The 19,754-nt window shown below is 60.0% G+C and carries 19 protein-coding genes and 1 riboswitch; of the genes, 12 read left to right on the top strand and 7 right to left on the bottom strand.

The features are described 5' to 3' along the window. Positions 1–56 precede the first annotated feature (56 nt). Complete coding sequence (htpG, locus tag EYC95_RS22075; protein WP_131062216.1) at positions 57–1,961, top strand: molecular chaperone HtpG; 1,905 nt, start codon at positions 57–59, stop codon at positions 1,959–1,961. Between the two features lie 66 nt (positions 1,962–2,027). Continuing rightward, the gene (locus EYC95_RS22070) at positions 2,028–2,756 is read left to right on the top strand and encodes a dienelactone hydrolase family protein (protein WP_131062215.1); all 729 of its coding nucleotides are present in this window, start codon (positions 2,028–2,030) and stop codon (positions 2,754–2,756) included. A 134-nt stretch (positions 2,757–2,890) separates the two neighbouring features. Here the strand turns inward: EYC95_RS22070 and EYC95_RS22065 are convergent, their stop codons facing one another. Further along, positions 2,891–3,751, bottom strand: a complete 861-nt coding sequence (locus EYC95_RS22065) for a pirin family protein (protein ID WP_131062214.1) — start codon at positions 3,749–3,751, stop codon at positions 2,891–2,893. A 61-nt stretch (positions 3,752–3,812) separates the two neighbouring features. Then, positions 3,813–4,229, bottom strand: a complete 417-nt coding sequence (locus tag EYC95_RS22060; protein WP_131062213.1) for an OsmC family protein — start codon at positions 4,227–4,229, stop codon at positions 3,813–3,815. Between the two features lie 142 nt (positions 4,230–4,371). Here EYC95_RS22060 and EYC95_RS22055 point away from each other — a divergent pair, with 142 nt between their 5' ends. From EYC95_RS22055 to EYC95_RS22045, 3 genes are all read left to right on the top strand, one after another. Then, positions 4,372–5,382 carry an amidohydrolase family protein gene (locus EYC95_RS22055; RefSeq protein WP_371928432.1) on the top strand — a complete coding sequence of 337 codons (1,011 nt, stop codon included), beginning with the start codon at positions 4,372–4,374 and terminating at the stop codon, positions 5,380–5,382. Between the two features lie 147 nt (positions 5,383–5,529). Then, positions 5,530–6,906, top strand: coding sequence for a pyridoxal-phosphate dependent enzyme (locus EYC95_RS22050; protein WP_131062211.1), 1,377 nt, complete (start codon positions 5,530–5,532; stop codon positions 6,904–6,906). Beyond that, positions 6,903–8,081 carry a PLP-dependent aspartate aminotransferase family protein gene (locus EYC95_RS22045; RefSeq protein WP_131062210.1) on the top strand — a complete coding sequence of 393 codons (1,179 nt, stop codon included), beginning with the start codon at positions 6,903–6,905 and terminating at the stop codon, positions 8,079–8,081. Before EYC95_RS22050 ends, EYC95_RS22045 begins: the two co-directional genes overlap by 4 nt. Positions 8,082–8,144: 63 nt before the next feature. On the opposite strand, the gene EYC95_RS22040 is transcribed toward EYC95_RS22045, so the two are convergent. From EYC95_RS22040 to purM, 3 genes are read right to left on the bottom strand one after another with little or no spacing between them, the layout of a single operon-like run. Continuing rightward, the gene (locus tag EYC95_RS22040) at positions 8,145–8,858 is read right to left on the bottom strand and encodes a DUF3108 domain-containing protein (RefSeq protein ID WP_131062209.1); all 714 of its coding nucleotides are present in this window, start codon (positions 8,856–8,858) and stop codon (positions 8,145–8,147) included. Positions 8,859–8,866: 8 nt separating this feature from the next. Further along, positions 8,867–9,517 (bottom strand): phosphoribosylglycinamide formyltransferase, encoded by a 651-nt coding sequence (gene purN, locus EYC95_RS22035; RefSeq protein WP_077749781.1) that lies wholly within the window; start codon positions 9,515–9,517, stop codon positions 8,867–8,869. Between the two features lie 11 nt (positions 9,518–9,528). Beyond that, the gene (gene purM, locus EYC95_RS22030) at positions 9,529–10,587 is read right to left on the bottom strand and encodes a phosphoribosylformylglycinamidine cyclo-ligase (RefSeq protein ID WP_131062208.1); all 1,059 of its coding nucleotides are present in this window, start codon (positions 10,585–10,587) and stop codon (positions 9,529–9,531) included. Positions 10,588–10,971: 384 nt separating this feature from the next. Between purM and EYC95_RS22025 the strand changes: the two genes are divergently transcribed. The 6 genes from EYC95_RS22025 to EYC95_RS22000 all read left to right on the top strand — a co-directional run bounded on the left by EYC95_RS22025 (position 10,972) and on the right by EYC95_RS22000 (position 16,380). After that, positions 10,972–12,033, top strand: coding sequence for a DUF2066 domain-containing protein (locus EYC95_RS22025; RefSeq protein ID WP_131062207.1), 1,062 nt, complete (start codon positions 10,972–10,974; stop codon positions 12,031–12,033). A 38-nt stretch (positions 12,034–12,071) separates the two neighbouring features. Continuing rightward, positions 12,072–13,145: an AI-2E family transporter gene (locus EYC95_RS22020; protein ID WP_131062206.1), complete on the top strand. Its 1,074-nt coding sequence runs from the start codon at positions 12,072–12,074 to the stop codon at positions 13,143–13,145. A gap of 230 nt (positions 13,146–13,375) precedes the next feature. Beyond that, entirely contained in the window at positions 13,376–14,080 is a 705-nt protein-coding gene (gene hda, locus EYC95_RS22015) for a DnaA regulatory inactivator Hda (RefSeq protein ID WP_010456804.1), read from the top strand. A 226-nt stretch (positions 14,081–14,306) separates the two neighbouring features. Continuing rightward, entirely contained in the window at positions 14,307–14,948 is a 642-nt protein-coding gene (locus EYC95_RS22010) for a C40 family peptidase (RefSeq protein WP_131062205.1), read from the top strand. A 219-nt stretch (positions 14,949–15,167) separates the two neighbouring features. Next, positions 15,168–15,704, top strand: a complete 537-nt coding sequence (locus EYC95_RS22005; protein ID WP_131062204.1) for a C40 family peptidase — start codon at positions 15,168–15,170, stop codon at positions 15,702–15,704. 22 nt (positions 15,705–15,726) lie between these two features. Beyond that, on the top strand, positions 15,727–16,380 hold the full coding sequence (locus EYC95_RS22000; protein WP_131062203.1) for an O-methyltransferase: 654 nt from the start codon (positions 15,727–15,729) through the stop codon (positions 16,378–16,380). Between the two features lie 56 nt (positions 16,381–16,436). Here EYC95_RS22000 and EYC95_RS21995 read toward each other — a convergent pair whose 3' ends face one another. Both EYC95_RS21995 and EYC95_RS21990 read right to left on the bottom strand, forming a co-directional pair. Further along, positions 16,437–17,750, bottom strand: a complete 1,314-nt coding sequence (locus tag EYC95_RS21995) for a sorbosone dehydrogenase family protein (protein ID WP_131062202.1) — start codon at positions 17,748–17,750, stop codon at positions 16,437–16,439. Positions 17,751–17,817: 67 nt separating this feature from the next. Further along, positions 17,818–18,402 (bottom strand): hypothetical protein, encoded by a 585-nt coding sequence (locus tag EYC95_RS21990; protein ID WP_131062201.1) that lies wholly within the window; start codon positions 18,400–18,402, stop codon positions 17,818–17,820. Between the two features lie 156 nt (positions 18,403–18,558). Further along, positions 18,559–18,862: riboswitch (cobalamin riboswitch) on the top strand. A 275-nt stretch (positions 18,863–19,137) separates the two neighbouring features. On the opposite strand from EYC95_RS21990, the gene cobO reads away from it, so the two are divergent. Beyond that, positions 19,138–19,749, top strand: coding sequence for a cob(I)yrinic acid a,c-diamide adenosyltransferase (gene cobO, locus EYC95_RS21985; protein WP_131062200.1), 612 nt, complete (start codon positions 19,138–19,140; stop codon positions 19,747–19,749). Positions 19,750–19,754: the final 5 nt, after the last annotated feature.

The following is a 19,754-nucleotide window of genomic DNA, read 5'->3' as shown; positions in this document are numbered from 1 at the left end:
CCCGCTGTCGACCCTGAAGGTCGCGGCCACTGCCATCTGATTGGAGTTTGATGACCATGAGTGTGGAAACTCAAAAGGAAACCCTGGGCTTCCAGACCGAGGTGAAGCAACTGCTGCACCTCATGATCCATTCGCTGTATTCCAACAAGGAAATTTTCCTTCGCGAATTGATCTCGAACGCCTCTGACGCTGTCGACAAATTACGTTTCGAAGCCCTGTCCAAGCCTGAGTTGCTGGAAGGTGGCGCCGAACTGAAAATCCGTGTGAGCTTCGACAAGGACGCTAAAACCGTCACCCTCGAAGACAACGGCATCGGCATGAGCCGTGAAGACGCGATCACCCACCTGGGCACGATCGCCAAATCCGGCACTGCCGACTTCATGAAGCACCTGTCTGGCGATCAGAAGAAAGACTCGCACCTGATCGGTCAGTTTGGTGTCGGTTTCTACTCGGCCTTCATCGTCGCCGACAAAGTCGACGTGTTCAGCCGCCGTGCCGGCGCTGCCGCCAGCGAAGGCGTGCACTGGTCGTCCAAGGGTGAGGGCGATTTTGAAGTTGCCACCGTTGAGAAAGCCGAGCGCGGCACCCGTATCGTCCTGCACCTGAAGTCCGGTGAAGACGAATTCGCCGACGGCTGGCGTCTGCGCAACATCATCAAGAAGTACTCCGACCACATCGCTTTGCCGATCGAGTTGCCGAAAGAAGTGGCCGCTGCCGAGGGCGAAGAGAAGCCCGCCGTTGAATGGGAAACCGTCAACCGCGCCAGCGCCCTGTGGACCCGTCCTCGCACCGAGATCAAGGACGAGGAATACCAGGAGTTCTACAAACACATCGCTCACGATTTCGAAAATCCGCTGAGCTGGAGCCACAACAAGGTCGAAGGCAAACTCGAATACAGCTCGCTGCTGTACGTGCCGACCCGTGCGCCGTTCGACCTGTACCAGCGTGAAGCGCCGAAAGGCCTGAAACTGTACGTACAGCGCGTATTCGTCATGGATCAGGCCGAGTCGTTCCTGCCGCTGTACCTGCGCTTCATCAAAGGCGTGGTCGATTCCAACGACCTGTCACTGAACGTGTCGCGGGAAATCCTGCAGAAAGACCCGATCATCGATTCCATGAAGTCGGCGCTGACCAAGCGCGTTCTGGACATGCTGGAAAAACTGGCGAAGAACGAGCCTGAGCAATACAAAGGTTTCTGGAAAAACTTCGGTCAGGTCATGAAAGAAGGCCCGGCAGAAGACTTCGCCAACAAAGAGAAAATCGCTGGCCTGCTGCGTTTCGCATCGACCAACGGTGATGAAGGCGAGCAAGTGGTAGGTCTGACCGAGTACCTGGCTCGCGCCAAGGAAGGTCAGGACAAGATTTACTACCTGACCGGCGAAACCTACGCGCAAGTCAAAAACAGCCCGCACCTGGAAGTCTTCCGCAAGAAAGGCATCGAAGTGCTGCTGCTGACCGATCGCATCGACGAGTGGCTGATGAGCTACCTCAGCGACTTCGACGGCAAGAGCTTTGTCGACGTAGCGCGCGGTGACCTGGACCTGGGCAACCTGGACTCGGAAGAGGACAAGAAAGCCGCGGAAGAAGTCGCCAAGTCCAAAGAAGGCCTGGTTGAGCGTCTGAAAACTGCACTGGGCGATTCCGTCGCCGAAGTACGGGTTTCCCACCGCCTGACCGATTCCCCGGCGATTCTGGCCATCGGCGAACAGGACCTGGGCATGCAGATGCGTCAGATCCTCGAAGCCAGCGGTCAGAAGGTTCCGGACTCGAAGCCGATCTTCGAATTCAACCCGGCTCACCCGCTGATCGAGAAACTCGACAACGAGCAGAGCGACGAGCGCTTCGGCGACCTGTCGCACATCCTCTTCGATCAGGCGGCCCTGGCGGCCGGCGACAGCTTGAAAGACCCGGCGGCGTATGTGCGCCGCCTCAACAAGCTGCTGGTTGAACTGTCGGTTTAACGGCGTTGTACAAAAACCCGCTTCGGCGGGTTTTTTCATTCTGGTGTCTTTTGCTGGGAGTTCGTCATGAGCCAAATCACTGTTCGTTCTGTCGCTTATCAGATTGATGGCCAGTCATATGAAAGCCGTCTGGCGTTCGATGCCGACCACAAAGACCCGCGTCCCGGTCTGTTGATGGCGCCGAACTGGATGGGTGTCAGCGCCGGTGCCGAGGAGATCACCAAGTCGGTGGCGGCCAAGGGTTATGTGGTGCTGATCGCGGACCTGTACGGCCAGTCGGTACGTCCGCAGAACGGCGACGAGGCGGGCGCGGCGATGATGCCGCTGAAGAACGATCGCACGTTGCTGCGCAAGCGCATGCAGGCGGCGTTCGAACAGTTGCAAGGGCAGGGCGAGGCGGCGGTTGATACCTCGAAGCTGGCGACCTTCGGTTTCTGCTTCGGGGGTTGCTGCGCGCTGGAGCTGGCCCGCACGGGCGCGCCGGTAAATGCGGCCGTTTCGTTCCATGGCACGCTGGATACGCCGAACGTCAATGATGCGAAAAACATCAAGGGCTCGGTGCTGGTACTGCACGGTGCATCCGATCCACTGGTGCCGAAAGAGCAATTGCCGGCGTTTGAAGAGGAAATGAATGCGGCGGGCGTGGATTGGCAGCTGCTGAGCTACGGTGGCGCGGTGCATTCGTTTACTGATCCGCATGCGAATGTGCCGGGGAAGATGATGTATGACGCGAAGACGGCGAGGCGTGCGTTTACCTCGATGCACAATTTGCTGGATGAAGTGTTCAAGGGCTGACAGCTGTTCTTTGCCCTGACACTTTTGCTGTTAGTGCTGGCCCCATCGCGAGCAGGCTCACTCCTACATTGGAACGCATTCCCCCTGTAGGAGTGAGCCTGCTCGCGATGGCGGTGTAACTGATGTCGAAGGTCCTAGGGCAGTTCGATCCGCTCAACTTCCCCGGGCACCGTCGGCCAATCCCCGGCCGCCCAGCGTCGCCGCGCTTCATCGATCGCGGCCGGATCGCTCGCAACAAAATTCCAGTTGATTCGCCGCGGCCCGTCCAGCGGTGCCCCACCAAACAGCACCGCATGACAGTCGCTTTCGGCGAACAACGTCATTTCCTCTCCGGCAGGCAGCACCACTAGCGCATTCTGCTCCAATAGCTCGCCATCCAGCTGCGCTTCTCCACTGAGCACATACAGCGCCCGCTCTTCATGCTCGGTCGGAATCAGTAAGGTGGTCGCGGTTTGCAGGTTCAATTCTGCATACAACGTCGGAGAAAGCACCGGCACCGGCGATTCCAGGCAAAAGCCTGACCCGGCAATCATCCGGATCTTCACACCAAGGTTATCGCTGACCGGCAACGTCGCTGCCGGGTGATGGCTGTAGTGGCCCGGTCCCTGTTCATGCTCCTTGGGGGAAGCATGCCAAACCTGCAAACCGTGCATCGTGAAGCCAGTGTCCTTCAACGCCTCAGGCGTGCGCTCGACATGGGTGATCGCGCTGCCCGCCGTCATCCAGCTGACATCACCGGCGTCCACCACCTGGTCGGAACCGAGGCTGTCCTTGTGCTGGATTTTTCCTTCGAACAAATAGGTGAGGGTGGACAGGCCAATGTGCGGATGCTGACGGATGTTCATGCCTTTACCCGCCGGATAACGGGTCTCGAGCATGTGGTCGAAAAACACGAAAGGCCCGACGCTACGGCATTGGGCTGACGGCAGCGGGCGCAGAATCGGCTGGCCTTCGACATCTTCGGCGCGAGGGCGGATCACGAGCGGAGTGTTCATGGTGCATTCCAGGCTGAGCGGGTGACGCGTGGAGCATAACCCGCTTGTGCAGCCCTTGCCGCTATTGGCTGAAGGCACCTTCGGACAGATGGGTTTCGATGCTGACTTCCGTGCTTGTCATCAGCTTGTGCACCGGGCAACGATCGGCCACACGGTGCAGCTCGTCGCGCTGGGCGTCGGTGAGCACACCCTTGAGGGTCAGTTTGACGTGCAGGGCATATTTGCCTTTCTGCTCCTCGCTGTTGTCACGTTTGACCTCAACCGTAACGCCGGTCAGCGGGATGTCTTTCTTCTTCGCGTACATCTTCAGCGTCAGGGCCTTGCAGGCGCCCAGGGCTGCGTCGAAATAATCGTGTGGCTCTGGGGCCGTGCCTTCGCCGCCAGACGCGGTCGGCACATCGGCAAAGAGTTCGTGGTCATCGATCTGGACGCTGTGGCGAAAACCTTCGGCGGAAACGGTATTGACGGTAACGGTCATGAGAAGCCTCCCAGGCTAAAAAGTCATTCGATCAAAAAAGACCTTGAAGGTATAGAGCATTCCTACTGATGCGCGTTCCACTTTCTTACAGGCTGAACCGTCTCGCGTGTGCGGAGGTCTACGTTTTTCCTGCCCCCGGAGAATGCCCGTGCCCTTGTTCCGTTTGAGCTTTGCCTGTTTGTTGGCGCTGTCGAGTGCTTACGTCAATGCACGCGAATACGCCTACAGCGATGCGCACCTGCATTACGTGGACTTTTTCCAGGAAACGGCGGGCATGCCGAAACTGCTCAAGGCCATGGACGACAATGTCATTGAGCATGTGATGATTTCCGGCATCCCGGTGGCGAAGAAATGGCACGAAGACGAACCCAAGCGCCCGCGCTACTACGCCGGTGATGACGCCGATGCCTATTGGTACAGCGCGACGGATGTGATCGTCGCTGCGGCGGTGAACAAACTGACGCCTGCACAGCGTCAGCGCTTTCACCCGTTCCTGTCGGGCTTCAATCCCAACGACAAAAATTCAGCGACGCACATCCAGCGCATGCTCGACCTCAATCCGGGGCTGTGGCAGGGGATCGGCGAAGTGTTTACCCGGCATGACGACCTGACAGCGCTGACTTCCGGAGATACGCCACGCGCCAACAACGAAGCCATGACACGGATTTATCACCTCGCGGCCGAGAACGACTTGTCGGTGATGCTGCACTCCAACATCACCTCCAAGCGCGAGAAAAATCCGCTGTACCTGTCGGAGATCGAGGAGCCGCTGCGTAATCATCCGCACACGCGCTTTATCTGGGCGCACGCGGGGACCAGCGCCGAGGTCCATCGCCATCAGACCCAGCTGGATTTTCTGTTGCCGACCCTGACCCGGATGCTCGAGGCTTACCCCAATCTGTTCATCGATCTGTCCTGGAGCATGCTGACGCCTTACCTGCTGGATGCGCAGGGCAAACCCTCAGAAGCGTGGTTGAAGCTGGTGGAGCGCTTCCCGGATCGCTTCATGCTTGGCTCTGATGTGGTGGGACGTTTCAACAAGCTCGGTAAGGAAATGCGCAGCTTCGATCCGTTTCTCGACGCCTTGCCTGAGCAGGTTGCAAGGAAAGTCGCGCGGGACAATTTCCTGGCGATCCTGCCGCGCAACCGTTAAGACGACCAGGCGACCGATTGGCTGCGCACGGTTGCGAATGGCGCAATCCCTGCCTATGTTCCATGCAAGGCATTACCGGCGACTGGCGCGAAGACTTGCCGCAAGTTGCTGTCCATCCAGTGCGGATTCTCGCAGCGAGGTTACGACATGCCAAACGACTCCCGCCCTGCCGTGCTTGAACTCATCGGCAATACGCCGCTGGTGCGCGTCAGCCGCTTCGATACCGGCCCGTGCACACTTTTTCTCAAACTCGAATCGCAGAACCCCGGCGGCTCGATCAAGGATCGCATTGGTCTGGCGATGATCGACGCCGCCGAACGCGATGGCCGTCTGCAGCCCGGCGGCACCATCGTCGAGGCCACAGCCGGCAACACTGGCCTGGGCCTGGCGCTGGTCGGCCGTGCCAAAGGCTATCGAGTGGTGCTGGTGGTGCCGGACAAAATGTCCACCGAGAAGGTCTTGCACTTGAAGGCGATGGGCGCCGAGGTGCACATCACCCGCTCCGACGTCGGCAAGGGCCATCCCGACTACTATCAGGACGTCGCAGCGCGGTTGGCGCAGGAAATTCCCGACGCCTTCTTCGCCGACCAGTTCAACAACCCGGCCAACCCGCTGGCCCATGAGTGCAGCACCGCGCCGGAGATCTGGGCGCAGACCCAGCATGATCTGGACGCCATCGTCGTCGGCGTCGGTTCGGCCGGCACGCTGACCGGGCTGACCCGTTTCTTCCAGCGTGTGCAGCCGAACCTGGAAATGGTGTTGGCCGACCCGGTCGGCTCGGTGATGGCCGAGTACAGCCGCAGTGGCACCCTCGGGAAAGCCGGCTCATGGGCGGTGGAAGGCATCGGTGAAGACTTCATTCCGTCGATTGCCGACCTTTCCAGCGTGCGCCACGCCTATTCGATCAGCGACGAGGAAAGCTTCGATCATGCCCGGCAATTGCTGCGCGCTGAAGGCATTCTCGGCGGCTCCTCGACCGGCACTTTGCTGGCGGCTGCGTTGCGCTACTGTCGCGAGCAAACCGAGCCGAAGCGGGTGGTCAGCTTCGTCTGCGACACTGGCACCCGTTACCTGTCGAAGGTCTACAACGACCAATGGATGAACGATCAGGGCCTGCTGCAATACAAACGTTACGGCGATTTGCGCGACCTGATCGCGCGGCGCTTCGAGGATGGCCGAGTGATCAGCGTCGGCCCCGACGACACGCTGCTCACTGCCTTCCAGCGCATGCGCCTGGCGGATGTGTCACAACTGCCGGTGCTGGTAGACGGAAAGCGGCTGGTCGGCGTGATCGACGAGTCCGATATTCTGCTGGGCGTGCACGAAGACGCTTCGCACTTGCGCAGGCCCGTGGCCAGCGCAATGACTGACAAGTTGCAAACCCTGCCGGCTGGCGCCAGTCTGGCCGAACTGCAGGCGGAGCTCGATCGTGGGCTGGTGGCGATCATCGCCGACGCCTCGGGCTTCCACGGCTTGATTACGCGAGTCGACATGCTCAATCACTTACGGAGATCCCTTACATGAGTCAGCACGATGAAACCGGCTCGCCACGCGGCTTCGGCACCCGTGTGATCCATGCCGGACAGACACCGGATCCTTCCACCGGGGCGCTGATGCCACCGATTTATGCCAACTCTACGTACTTGCAGCAGAGCCCCGGTGTACACAAGGGCTTCGACTACGGGCGTTCGCACAACCCGACGCGCTTTGCGCTGGAGCGTTGCGTGGCTGACCTTGAGGGCGGGACCCGGGCGTTTGCCTTCGCCTCCGGGCTGGCGGCGATTTCCACCGTACTGGAGCTGCTCGACGCTAACGCGCACATCGTCTCCGGCAACGATCTGTACGGCGGCACGTTCCGACTGTTCGACAAGGTGCGTCAGCGCAGTGCCGGGCATCGCTTCAGTTACGTCGACCTGACCGACCTGGCGGCCTTCGAAGCGGCGTTGCAGGACGACACGCGGATGGTCTGTGTCGAGACGCCGAGCAATCCCTTGCTGCGGCTCTCTGATCTCACCGCCATTGCGCGCATCTGTCGCGAGCGAGGCATCCTCTGTGTGGCCGATAACACCTTTGCCAGCCCGTGGATACAGCGCCCGCTGGAACTGGGTTTCGATATCGTGGTGCACTCGACGACCAAGTACCTGAACGGCCACTCAGACGTCATCGGCGGTATCGCGGTGGTCGGGCAGAACGCCGAACTGGCCGAGCGGCTGGGCTTTTTGCAGAACGCGGTCGGCGCTATCGCCGGGCCGTTCGACGCATTCCTCACCCTGCGCGGCGTGAAGACCCTGGCGCTGCGCATGGAACGCCACTGCAGCAACGCGTTGGAGCTGGCGCAATGGCTGGAGCGTCAGCCGCAGGTGGCGCGGGTCTACTATCCGGGCCTGCCGTCGCACCCGCAGCACGAACTGGCACGGCAGCAGATGCATGGATTCGGCGGGATGATTTCCCTCGACCTGAACAGCAACCTGGCCGGCGCCAGACGCTTCCTCGAAAGTGTGCAGATCTTCGCCTTGGCCGAGAGCCTGGGCGGGGTGGAAAGCCTGATCGAGCACCCTGCGATCATGACCCACGCTACCATCCCCGCCGACACCCGCGCACAACTCGGGATCGGCGATGCGCTGGTGCGTTTGTCCGTGGGTGTCGAGGATGTCGAAGACCTGCGCACCGACCTGGCCCAGGCGTTGGCGCGGATTTAACTTTCTACAGGCATAAAAAATCCGGAATCCTTGGCGGATTCCGGATTTTCGTGTCAGTCGGGATCAGCTGCCTTTGACAGCCTTGCCGTTGACCGTACCGTCGAGGAGCATGATGTTGTACTCCTTGCCGTCGGTTTCGACCTGTTGCAGACGAACCAGCAGGTAATCCCAGTCCTTGGCGAACCACAGGACGGTGATGCGTTTGCTTTGTGTCGGGTCGCGCACGCGTTCGACCTTGATCGCTTCGATCTGGCCAGCCTTGGTGTCGACTTTTTCCGAACCCAGCACGCGGAAGTCATAGGTATCGACTTCACCATCATCGACAACCTGATAGCTCATGCTTTTCTTGCCGGCAGCCACATCGTGTTGCAAGGCCAGCTGATACGTGGATTTGTCGACCATGCCACGGTTGAGCGGGATCTTGACCGCGTCACCACGATCGGTGCCGGTGACCATTTTGTTGGTCCAGTCAAAGTCCAGGTCGGCTTTCTTGGCTTTGCCCAGACCGCCACGTTCGAAGTGGTAGGACTGTGGCAGCAGCGTATCCTTGTCCACAGTCAGGGTGCTTTCTTCGGTCAGGCTGGCGATCATCATCGATGCCTTGAAGCTGAGCTTCCAGACGCCGTTGGCTTCCTTGGTCAGGCTGCGTTCAGCCGTGCCACTCATGGGCAGCTGCTTCCAGTCAGCGGTGTAGCTGGCGGAGAAAGGTTGAAGTTCTGCAGCCTGCGCAAATGGCAGTGCAAGCAGAGCGCAAGCGAAGAGCAGGGCGCGACGCATAAAATCTCCTAGTTTCGAATCAAGTGGCCGCTGGCCGCGAGTAGCTTTCCATCCAGTAAAGCACCTTGTTCACCGAGCGATAAACGACCTTCGGCAAACCAGCGTACAGCCATCGGGTAAATCAGGTGTTCCTGAACGTGAACTCGCTGCGCCAGACTCTGCGGCGAATCGTGCAACTCTACCGGTATTACTGCCTGTACGACCAGTGGTCCGCCATCGAGTTCCTCGGTGACGAAGTGCACGGAGCAGCCGTGTTCCGTGTCGCCGGCCTCCAACGCGCGCTGATGAGTGTGTAACCCTTTGTATTTGGGCAGCAACGAGGGATGGATGTTGAGCAGGCGACCCGCGTAGTGGCGCACGAAGTCAGCGCTGAGAATGCGCATGAAACCGGCCAGTACCACGAGTTTGGGGTTGAAGGCGTCGATCAGTTCGATCAGCGCGGCATCGAAGGCTTCGCGGCCTTCGAAAGCCTTGTGATCCAGGGAGCGGGTGTCGATACCCGCGTCCCTGGCGCGTTGCAGGCCGTAAGCATCGGCGCGATTGGAAATCACCGCGGCGATGCGGACCGGGCTGTCGCCGGTCCGCGTGCTGTCGATCAAGGCCTGCAAGTTACTGCCGGTGCCGGACAACAGCACCACCACATCACAGGTCTGGGACATCCGCTCTTGCATCAGTGTGCCTTGAGGTTCTTCAGTTCAACCGAGGCCGCGCCTTCGGCAGCGGTGGCGATCTGACCGATGACCCAAGGCTGCTCGCCGGCTTCACGCAGGACGTTCAGGGCGGTTTCAACGTGCTCTTGAGCCACGCAGATAACCATGCCGACGCCGCAGTTCAGCACGCGGTGCATTTCGTTTTCGTCGACGTTGCCTTTCTCTTGCAGCCAGTCGAATACGGCAGGACGGGTCCAGCTCGCAACGTCAACCACCGCTTGGGCGCCTTTTGGCAGAACGCGCGGGATGTTGTCCAGCAGGCCGCCACCGGTGATGTGGGCCATGGCTTTGACGGCGCCGGTGTCCTTGATCAGCTTGAGCAACGGCTTCACATAGATGCGGGTCGGGGCCATCAGCAGGTCGGTCAGCGGTTTGCCGTCGAGCTGGATGTTTTCGATGTCGGCACCGGACACTTCGATGATCTTGCGGATCAGCGAGTAGCCGTTGGAGTGCGGGCCGGAAGACGGCAGGGCGAGCAGGGCATCGCCGGCAGCGACTTTCGAACCGTCGATGATTTCGGATTTTTCCACGACGCCGACGCAGAAGCCGGCCAGGTCGTAGTCTTCGCCTTCGTACATGCCAGGCATTTCAGCGGTTTCGCCGCCGACCAGGGAGCAGCCGGACAATTCACAGCCAGCGCCGATGCCGGTCACGACCTGGGTCGCGGTTTCGACGTTGAGTTTGCCAGTGGCATAGTAGTCGAGGAAAAACAGCGGCTCGGCGCCGCAGACCACCAGGTCGTTCACGCACATGGCCACCAGGTCGATGCCGATGCTGTCGTGCTTGTTCAGGTTCAGTGCCAGGCGCAGCTTGGTGCCCACGCCGTCGGTGCCGGAAACCAGTACGGGCTGCTTGTAGCCGGCCGGGATTTCGCAGAGGGCGCCGAAACCGCCCAGGCCGCCCATGACTTCCGGGCGCGCAGTGCGCTTGGCGACGCTCTTGATGCGTTCGACCAATGCTTCACCGGCGTCGATGTCTACACCGGCGTCCTTGTAGCTCAGGGAGGGTTGCTTGCTCATGATCCAGGCCTTTAGGGGGGATTCAGGGGTAACGACCGAGTCCAGTGGGGCCGCCGAAACGGCGTAGGCGAGAGCCTTGCGCGCTATTCCGACACTGCCCGGCTGTTGCCGGTCTGCGAAGGCGCGCGATTTTATCAGGCTTGAGGGGCAGCGGCCATCCTCACGCCGACGGCAGGGGCATATCGGCCGAAAAAAACCGTTATTGCCCGTGTTGGTCGCCTCCCCGATGGCTGTATAAGGTATCGCGATTAACCGTCTATCGTTATGACAGTGCGAAAACTTAGTCAGACCGTGGTGAATGTTTTGCGCAGGGACGTGGTCACAGCCTTGCTCGATCATCTTCATGCGGTCTGTTCCAGCCGCTCTTGTCGTCAGGAATCTTCCATGCGTTTTTTTTCTAAATGTTTGTTTGCAGGCTGTTTGTCCCTGGTCAGCCTGGCGAGTCAGGCCGAAAACGTCAAAGGCCTGTTTCAAGTGCGCGAGCCTGTCAGCAGTCAGTCGGCCGAGGAGCGCGATCAGGCCACCCAGCGCGCGCTCGATACGCTGGTGCTGCGCCTGACCGGTGATCCCAAGGCTGCGCAAAGTCCGGGGTTGGCGGCGCTGCGCAAAGACCCGCAACAGATCATTAGCCAATACGGTTTCGACGCCGGTCCGCCGGAAGTGCTGAAAGTCAATTTCGACCCGGCCACCACGGAACAAACCTTGCGCCGCGCCGGGCTGTCTTTGTGGGGGGCGAATCGGCCTTCGATCCTGAGTTGGTGGTTGAACGACTCCGCAGAGGGTTCGAGCCTGGTGGGAGATGGCCAGGCCAGCGCCGCACCGTTGCGTCGCGCGGCTCAACATCGTGGTCTGCCGTTGCGTCTGCCGTTGGCCGACCTGAGTGAGCAACTGGTCGCTACGGCGCCGAATCTTGAAGGGACGGATGCAACGCCACTGCGCGGTGCATCGGACCGTTACAACGCTGACGGCCTGCTCGCGGTGCATGCCCGTGAAGAGGGCGGGCAGTGGCAGGCCAAGTGGAATTTGTGGCTGGGCGACAAGAAAGAGGCGGGCAGCGTGCAGGGCGCGGACCAGGCCGCTGTAGCCGATGCGGTGATGCTGGCCGTCAGTGAGCGTCTGGCGCCTCGGTTTGTCGTCAAGCCGGGAGCTTCGGGCGAACAATTGCTGGAAGTGCAGGGCATGAACCTGGAACGCTACGCCGCCCTTGGGCGCTTGCTGGAGCCTTTTGGTGCGCGCCTGCAAAGTGTCGACGGTGAGCGCATTCTCTATCGGGTCAATGGCAGCGCCGAGCAGTTGCGCTCGCAACTGTCCCTGGCGAAGTTGCAAGAGGTGCCGGCCGGTGAGGCGCCAGCTCCGGTAGCCCCTGTGCAACCGGTGGCCGATGGTTCGGCGCCTGTGGTCGCACCAACTCCGGCACGGGTGCCGCAGTTGCGATTCCGTTGGTAAGGTTTTCTTTCTTTATATAGAAGCATATGGAGTGGTACATGGCCGATACGCGGCGTTGGTTCTGGTTGGGTGGAGTGGTTCTGCTCTGCGTGTTTGTCTGGTTGTTGCATCCGATCCTGACGCCCTTTCTGGTGGCGTTGCTGCTGGCCTATCTATTCGACCCGCTGGTAGATCGGCTGGAAAGGGCTGGCCTGTCACGCACCTGGGGCGTGGTGGCGGTGTTCGCGTTGTTCACCTTGATCTTCACGACGTTGCTGTTGGTGTTGGTGCCGATGCTCGCCAAGCAGCTGTTTCGTTTGTATGAGCTGGCGCCGCAGATGCTCGACTGGCTGCAGCACACCGCACTGCCGTGGGCGCAATCGAAATTTGGGCTGTCGGATAATTTCTGGAAGTTCGACAAGCTCAAGGCAGCGATCAGCGAGCACATGGGCCAGACCACCGACATTGTCGGGGTGGTGCTGAGCCAGGCGACGGCTTCCGGGCTGGCGTTGATTGGCTGGCTGGCGAACCTGGTGCTGATCCCTGTGGTGAGTTTCTACCTGTTGCGGGACTGGGACGTGATGATGGCCAAGGTCCGCAGCCTGCTGCCGCGTGAAAACGAAGAGCGCGTCGTGACCTTGGCTGGTGAATGCCATGAAGTGCTGGGTGCATTCGTGCGCGGGCAGTTGCTGGTGATGGTGGCGCTGGGGGTGATCTACTCGGCGGGCCTGATGTTGATAGGGCTGGAGTTAGGGTTGCTGATCGGCATGATTGCCGGTTTGGCGGCGATCGTGCCGTACATGGGCTTTGTGATCGGGATCGGTGCGGCTTTGGTTGCCGGCCTGTTCCAGTTTGGTGGCGATCTGTATCCCATGATCGGCATAGTCGCGGTGTTCATGGTCGGGCAGGCGCTGGAAGGCATGGTGCTGACGCCCTTGCTGGTGGGCGATCGTATCGGTCTGCACCCGGTGGCGGTGATCTTCGCCATTCTGGCGGGGGGCGAGCTGTTCGGCTTTACCGGCGTATTGCTGGCGTTGCCGGTGGCGGCGGTGATCATGGTGCTGGTGCGCCATGTGCATGATTTGTATAAAGATTCGGATATCTACAGTGGTGTCGACGAACCTGGGCTATAAGGGGCGTTGAAGCCTCACGGCGGGCGGCCTGGTTTCTTGCCAGGTTGGCCCGTATCCCTCGCTCTACTGTCACATGCGCCGCCAAAGAAACTGTCATAAAACCAGGGCGTTAACGCAAACCTTTGATTTTGCTTGTGGTCTGTCGCATTGTGCGACCCGCCTCACGGGTATAAACTTCGCAAACTTTACACAGAGGCCACTAACGGTTCCTTTGGAACTGTTCAGTCAGCATGAAACCGATTCAGCTGCCCCTAGGTGTGCGTCTGCGTGATGACGCTACCTTTATCAATTACTACCCAGGCGCCAATGCCGCTGCACTCGGCTATGTCGAGCGGCTATGCGAAGCCGACGCCGGCTGGACCGAAAGCCTGATTTATCTTTGGGGCAAGGACGGGGTAGGGCGTACGCATTTGTTGCAGGCAGCCTGCTTGCGCTTCGAGCAACTGGGGGAGCCTGCGGTGTATTTGCCGTTGGCCGAGCTGCTGGATCGCGGCATCTCCATTCTCGACAACCTTGAACAATACGAACTGGTCTGCCTCGATGATTTGCAGGCGGTCGCCGGCCGGGCGGATTGGGAAGAGGCGCTGTTCCATCTGTTCAATCGTCTGCGCGACAGCGGTCGGCGTCTGCTGATTGCGGCATCGACCTCGCCGCGCGAATTGCCGGTGAAGCTGGCTGACCTGAAATCGCGCCTGACCCTGGCACTGATTTTCCAGATGCGTCCGCTCTCCGACGAAGACAAATTGCGCGCCTTGCAACTGCGGGCTTCCCGTCGCGGCCTGCACCTGACCGATGAAGTCGGGCATTTTATTTTGACTCGTGGCACCCGCAGCATGAGCGCGCTTTTCGAGCTGCTTGAACGTCTCGATCAGGCCTCCCTTCAAGCTCAGCGCAAGCTGACGATTCCCTTCCTTAAAGAAACGCTGGGCTGGTAAAAAAGTCCGATAAAACCCAAGCGTGGCGCGGGCTTTGGCATATTTCAGGCGTCAGAAAATCCGCTTTCCTGCAGGTCGCAGGCAGCGCAGGCGTTTAGAACGGGCTTAAGCGCTTAGATGTAAACGCGGAACCAGGAAGTCACATAAAGTTCGATAGAATTTGCAAATGAGGATGATAGCGGGCATAGTCTCGGCTTCTTTACAACTATCAGCCACGGTCGTGCCCATGCTAAAGCGCTTCGCACCCCTCGTGCCTCTCGCACTCGTCACCCTGTTGTTCGGTTGCGCTGCCCACTCTCCAGTGCCTCAGCAAGAGCAACAACAACAGGTTAAAAGTTCAGTTGCCGCCCAGTCCTCTTCCGTTCTTTTCCAGGAAGATCTTTACCAGGACGGCGTGGCCACCGATAAAGAACTGGCAAACTTCGCCGATGGCAAGTCGTACCAGCTTCCGGTTCTGGCCGACAGCATCCTCGAACGTGGCATGTCCCTGATCGGTACCCGTTACCGTTTCGGTGGCACCTCCGAGGCCGGTTTCGATTGCAGCGGTTTCATCGGTTATCTGTTTCGTGAAGAAGCCGGCATGAACCTGCCGCGCTCTACTCGCGAAATGATCAACGTGAACGCTCCGCTGGTGGCTCGCAGCGCGCTGAAGCCGGGTGACCTGCTGTTCTTCGCCACCAACGGTCGTCGCGGTCGTGTCAGTCACGCCGGGATCTACCTGGGTGACAACCAGTTCATCCATTCCAGCAGCCGCAAAAGCGGTGGTGTCCGGGTCGATAGCCTGGGCGACAGCTACTGGAGCAAGACCTTCATCGAAGCCAAGCGCGCACTCGCGATGGCCCCGACCGTGATCACCGCCCGCAAGTAAATCGTCAGCCTGTCGCCACGTCAGTCGACAAAAAGCCTCTTCGCAAGGAAGTAGGCGGACAGTTTGTAAGGCGAACTTAAAGTCTTACTTGAAGTTTGGCCCATAGCCGCTAGAATCCAGATCTATTATTGATGGCAAACCGCCTGCGTCCTGCGCAGGCGGTTTTCTTTTCTGTCTTTCCGGCAGAAAAAGCCGCAGCCAGATCAGGATGTTCTGCTAATGACGATGTCGGCCCGCCTCACCATCATGCTCTTCGCAGCCCTGCTCAGCGCTTGCGCCAGTCGCACACCGCCTCCTGCTCCGGTGGTTCGCGCGCCCATTGTTTTTGGTAACCCGCAACCCTTTTCCCCCGAGGCAGAGGACGTGCTGTTCCGCGCGCTTGGTCTTGTGGGCACGCCGTATCGTTGGGGCGGTAACACGCCGGATTCGGGTTTTGATTGCAGCGGCCTGATCGGTTACGTCTACCGTGACGTCACCGGTATTTCCCTGCCGCGTACCACCCGCGAAATGATCAGCATGCAGGCGGCCAACGTCGGCAAGGAAGGCCTGCAAACCGGTGACTTGATCTTCTTCGCCACCAATGGCGGCTCCCAGGTCAGTCATGCCGGTATCTACGTCGGCGAAGGTCGCTTCGTCCACGCGCCAGCCACTGGCGGCACGGTGAAGCTGGACAGCTTGTCCAAGGCTTACTGGCAGAAGGCTTACCTGAGTGCCAAGCGCGTTCTGCAGCCTGAGCACTTGGCGCGCAATCCATAGCGTCCTGTCCGAAGAGGTTGTCATGACCGCTCGCACACTCAATCTCGATGATTCCCTGTACCAATACCTGCTCGACGTTTCCCTGAGGGAAACGCCGCTGCTCAAGCGTTTGCGCGACGAAACCCAGGCGCTGCCCATGGCTCGCTGGCAGGTGGCGCCGGAGCAGGGGCAGTTCCTCGCGTTATTGGTCAAACTCATCGGTGCAAAGCGCCTGCTGGAAGTCGGCACGTTCACCGGTTACAGCGCGTTGTGCATGGCCGCTGCGTTGCCGGAGGACGGTTCGCTGATCTGCTGTGATATCCCCGGCGACTACAACGCTATCGCGCGTCGATACTGGCAGGAGGCGGGCCTCGCCCATCGCATAGATCTGCGTCTGGCGCCTGCGCTGGAAACCCTCGCCACACTGGATCAGCCTGGGCAGTTCGACCTGATCTTCATTGATGCCGACAAAGCCAATTACCCAGGTTATCTGGAGCATGCACTGCGTCTGCTGCGCGTCGGTGGACTGGCGGTGTTCGATAACACGCTGTGGAGTGGGCGGGTGCTCGAAAAGGATCCCGAGAGTGCAGACACCCGAGCCATCCAGGCGCTCAATCGCGCCTTGAAGGATGACTCGCGGGTGGATTTGTCGTTGTTGCCGTTGGGCGATGGATTGACGCTGTGCCGCAAACGCTAAACGCCCCCCTTGTAGGAGCGAGCGGTGCGGCGATCCTACAAGGGGGGCTGTTGCAGTTACTTCGCGGTCGACACCCGCCACACCTTGTTCCCCACATCATCAGCCACCAGCAAATCTCCCTGCTGATCAATCACCACGCCCACAGGTCGGCCCATGGCTTTCTCATCCGCGTTGAGGAAGCCTGTGAGCACATCAATCGGTTGCCCGGTCGGCTTGCCGCCCGCGAACGGGACGAAAATCACTTTGTAACCACTGTGCGGCTTGCGGTTCCACGAGCCGTGCTGGCCGATGAAGGCACCTTCCTTGAACTGCGCTGGAAGCGTGTTGCCCTCGGCAAACGACAGGCCCAGCGACGCGGTATGCGGGCCGACCGCGTAGTCCGGCGCAATGGCCTTGGCCACCAGGTCCGGGTTTTGCGGTTCGACGCGAATATCGACATGCTGGCCGTAATAGCTGAAGGGCCAGCCGTAAAACCCGCCGTCCTTCACTGAGGTGATGTAGTCCGGCACCAGGTCGCTACCGATTTCGTCCCGCTCATTGACCGCCGTCCACAGGGCACCGGTCTGAGGTTCCCAGGCCAGGCCGTTTGGATTGCGAATCCCCGAGGCGAAGATACGGTGATTGCCGGTGGCGCGATCCACTTCCCAGATCGCCGCGCGACCTTCTTCCTGATCCATGCCGTTTTCGCCGACGTTGCTGTTGGAGCCGACCGTGACGTACAGCTTGCTGCCGTCCTTGCTGGCGATGACGTTTTTGGTCCAGTGGTGATTCAGCGTGCCACCCGGCAGATCGATCACCTTGATCGGCGGCGACTTGATCGCCGTGTCGCCGTTTTCATAGTGAAAACGCAGCAAACGGTCGGTGTCGGCGACGTACAGGTCATTGCCGACCAGGGTCATGCCGAAAGGCGAGTTGAGGTTTTCCAGGAACACCGTGCGGGTTTCGGCGATGCCGTCGTGATCCTTGTCCCGCAGCAGCGTGATGCGGTTCGGGCTGGGGACGCCAGCGCCGGCACGCCCCATGACCTTGCCCATGACCCAGCCGCGAATGCCTTTACCGTCATCGGGTTTGGGGGGCGCGTTGGTTTCGGCCACCAATACATCGCCGTTGGGCAGCACATACAGCCAGCGCGGGTGATCGAGCCCTTCGGCAAATGCCGCCACCTGAGTGCCCGCCGCTGCGGTGGGTTTCGCACCCGCAGGCCAGCCGATCGCCGGGGCGATATTCACCGTCGGGATCAGGGTCTTGTTCGGTTCTGGCAGCTTGGGTGACGGGCCGGTGCCGTCGGAGACTTGCAAGCTGGAGGTTTCACCGCAGGCGGCGAGCCCTCCGGCGAGCGCGATGACGAGAACGAGCTGGGGCTTGCGCATGCGGGTCTTCCCTATGAATGCATTGACTTAATCATAGAGAAGATTTGAGGCGCGATGGTTCAACCGGTCAGCCGCGGGTTTCCTTGAACAGCACGGCGATGCCAGGGTGGTAGTTGCCGGCTTCGTTGCGCAACTTGCGATAGGCGTACGGGAAATACCAGGCCACGGCGCAGCTGTGTTCCTTTTGCAGGTCGTCGACCATGTCCTGAAGTTCTTCCGGCGTTGCGCTCTGCTGAGCCTTTTGTGGCGCAACGAACAGGCAGCCGAGTTTCAGGTCGCTGGCGTAGCTGATGCGTTTGGCGTCGCTGGTGATGTCTTGCAGCGCCTGAGTCAGGTTCAGGCTATTGACCCGCGGCCAGCGTTGAGTGGTCTGAAGGTAGGCGCGTTCTTCGGGGGAGGCGATAAACAGATCGGCGCGGCCGTTGCGTTCGCCTTCTTCGTTTTGCTTGCGCGTGGTGGTTTGTTGCAGTGTGACCATTTCCGCCATCCAGGCCGCGGCGGAGAGCAAACCAAGGTTGGCTTTTTCGTCGTACCAGTAAGGCGTGTCATTGTCGCCGCGAACGGCATTAAAGCGGTCGATACAGTCAAACCAGCGTTCCAGCACCGGTCGCAGGAATTCCAGCTTCGGGTTGCTGATGATCATGCCTTGCATGTTGCTCACCCTTGTAATTGTGTTATTGGGTTATGTGGCGCTTTGATATCACTGCTGGCAGTGTGGTGCAAGATTGGCGTCAGGTAATTGATGGGCGGCAGTATATCGAGCGCCCGGGCTTTGTCTTCAATTGACGCTCCACCCCCAACCCTCTAACCTTCGCGGCTTGTTTCAGGTGCTCTGTGGCGAAGGTCGACAGAGTGAAACAGGGAAGCCGGTGAGTGACTACCTTCGCGCGGCGAAACGTCATGAACCCGGCGCTGCCCCCGCAACGGTAAATGAGTAAAGGCTGCGCGAGGGCCTGTCATCAGCTTTTTCCTATACAGCGTTGATGTCTGAAAGCGGACCAGGCAAGGCGCAGTCCGATGGTAATGGTTCTTCCCTTACCAAGGACTGCAACGCAGTCTGGTCCGCTTTCAGACACAACCCGAAGGGCCGGGCCTGCTGTGGCGCAGGGCTGCGTTGCTCGGAGCTTGTTTGGAACGACCAAACCACGCTCCTCGCGCCTTGCCTGCGCCACAGCAGCCCCGGCGCGGTATAGGAAAAAGCTGATGACAGGCCCTAGCCACTGTGTCGACTGTCGACATGGGAAGGCGCGCAGTCCGGCGCAAGCCGCTCATGAGCCCGGAGACCGGCCTGATTCATCCAACGGCATCACGGTGGGCGATGCCAGGCTTCTTGCCGTCTATTCTTGTGCCTGCCCGCCGTTATCCAGTCTCAACGGAGAGCTCCCCCATGACTGATTCCCCTGATCGTGACGAACGCCATCTGGCGCGCATGCAGCGCAAAAAAGCCGTGATCGACGAGCGCATTGCCAACTCGCCGAATGAGTGCGGCCTGCTGCTGGTGCTGACCGGCAACGGCAAAGGCAAGAGCAGCTCGGCCTTCGGCATGCTCGCCCGGTCCATGGGGCACGGCATGCAGTGCGGCGTGGTGCAGTTCATCAAGGGGCGCAACAGCACTGGCGAAGAATTGTTCTTCCGCCGCTTCCCGGAGCAAGTGCGTTTTCATGTGATGGGCGAGGGCTTCACCTGGGAAACCCAGGATCGCCAGCGTGACATCGCCGCCGCCGAAGCTGCTTGGGAAGTGTCCCGCGAACTGCTGCGTGATCCATCGATCGGCCTGGTGGTGCTCGATGAGCTGAACATTGCCCTCAAGCACGGTTACCTCGACCTGGATCAAGTGCTCACTGACTTGCAGGCGCGTCCGCCGATGCAACACGTGGTGGTCACCGGCCGCGGCGCCAAGCCGGAGATGATCGAGCTGGCCGATACGGTCACCGAAATGGGCGTGATCAAGCACGCATTCCAGGCTGGAATCAAAGCGCAAAAAGGCGTCGAGCTGTGAATACT

The sequence above is a fragment of the Pseudomonas sp. BGI-2 genome (assembly GCF_004310295.1).
In the GTDB taxonomy this organism is placed as follows: domain Bacteria; phylum Pseudomonadota; class Gammaproteobacteria; order Pseudomonadales; family Pseudomonadaceae; genus Aquipseudomonas.
Note: the sequence above shows the minus strand (reverse complement) of the source record. Positions and strands in the feature narration are given on the sequence as shown.

Coding starts and splice junctions, on each gene's coding strand:
- htpG (WP_131062216.1), top strand. CDS start 57: ATGAGTGTGGAAACTCAAAAGGAAACCCTGGGCTTCCAGACCGAGGTG.
- EYC95_RS22070 (WP_131062215.1), top strand. CDS start 2,028: ATGAGCCAAATCACTGTTCGTTCTGTCGCTTATCAGATTGATGGCCAG.
- EYC95_RS22065 (WP_131062214.1), bottom strand. CDS start 3,751: ATGAACACTCCGCTCGTGATCCGCCCTCGCGCCGAAGATGTCGAAGGC.
- EYC95_RS22060 (WP_131062213.1), bottom strand. CDS start 4,229: ATGACCGTTACCGTCAATACCGTTTCCGCCGAAGGTTTTCGCCACAGC.
- EYC95_RS22055 (WP_371928432.1), top strand. CDS start 4,372: ATGCCCGTGCCCTTGTTCCGTTTGAGCTTTGCCTGTTTGTTGGCGCTG.
- EYC95_RS22050 (WP_131062211.1), top strand. CDS start 5,530: ATGCCAAACGACTCCCGCCCTGCCGTGCTTGAACTCATCGGCAATACG.
- EYC95_RS22045 (WP_131062210.1), top strand. CDS start 6,903: ATGAGTCAGCACGATGAAACCGGCTCGCCACGCGGCTTCGGCACCCGT.
- EYC95_RS22040 (WP_131062209.1), bottom strand. CDS start 8,858: ATGCGTCGCGCCCTGCTCTTCGCTTGCGCTCTGCTTGCACTGCCATTT.
- purN (WP_077749781.1), bottom strand. CDS start 9,517: ATGTCCCAGACCTGTGATGTGGTGGTGCTGTTGTCCGGCACCGGCAGT.
- purM (WP_131062208.1), bottom strand. CDS start 10,587: ATGAGCAAGCAACCCTCCCTGAGCTACAAGGACGCCGGTGTAGACATC.
- EYC95_RS22025 (WP_131062207.1), top strand. CDS start 10,972: ATGCGTTTTTTTTCTAAATGTTTGTTTGCAGGCTGTTTGTCCCTGGTC.
- EYC95_RS22020 (WP_131062206.1), top strand. CDS start 12,072: ATGGCCGATACGCGGCGTTGGTTCTGGTTGGGTGGAGTGGTTCTGCTC.
- hda (WP_010456804.1), top strand. CDS start 13,376: ATGAAACCGATTCAGCTGCCCCTAGGTGTGCGTCTGCGTGATGACGCT.
- EYC95_RS22010 (WP_131062205.1), top strand. CDS start 14,307: ATGCTAAAGCGCTTCGCACCCCTCGTGCCTCTCGCACTCGTCACCCTG.
- EYC95_RS22005 (WP_131062204.1), top strand. CDS start 15,168: ATGACGATGTCGGCCCGCCTCACCATCATGCTCTTCGCAGCCCTGCTC.
- EYC95_RS22000 (WP_131062203.1), top strand. CDS start 15,727: ATGACCGCTCGCACACTCAATCTCGATGATTCCCTGTACCAATACCTG.
- EYC95_RS21995 (WP_131062202.1), bottom strand. CDS start 17,750: ATGCGCAAGCCCCAGCTCGTTCTCGTCATCGCGCTCGCCGGAGGGCTC.
- EYC95_RS21990 (WP_131062201.1), bottom strand. CDS start 18,402: ATGCAAGGCATGATCATCAGCAACCCGAAGCTGGAATTCCTGCGACCG.
- cobO (WP_131062200.1), top strand. CDS start 19,138: ATGACTGATTCCCCTGATCGTGACGAACGCCATCTGGCGCGCATGCAG.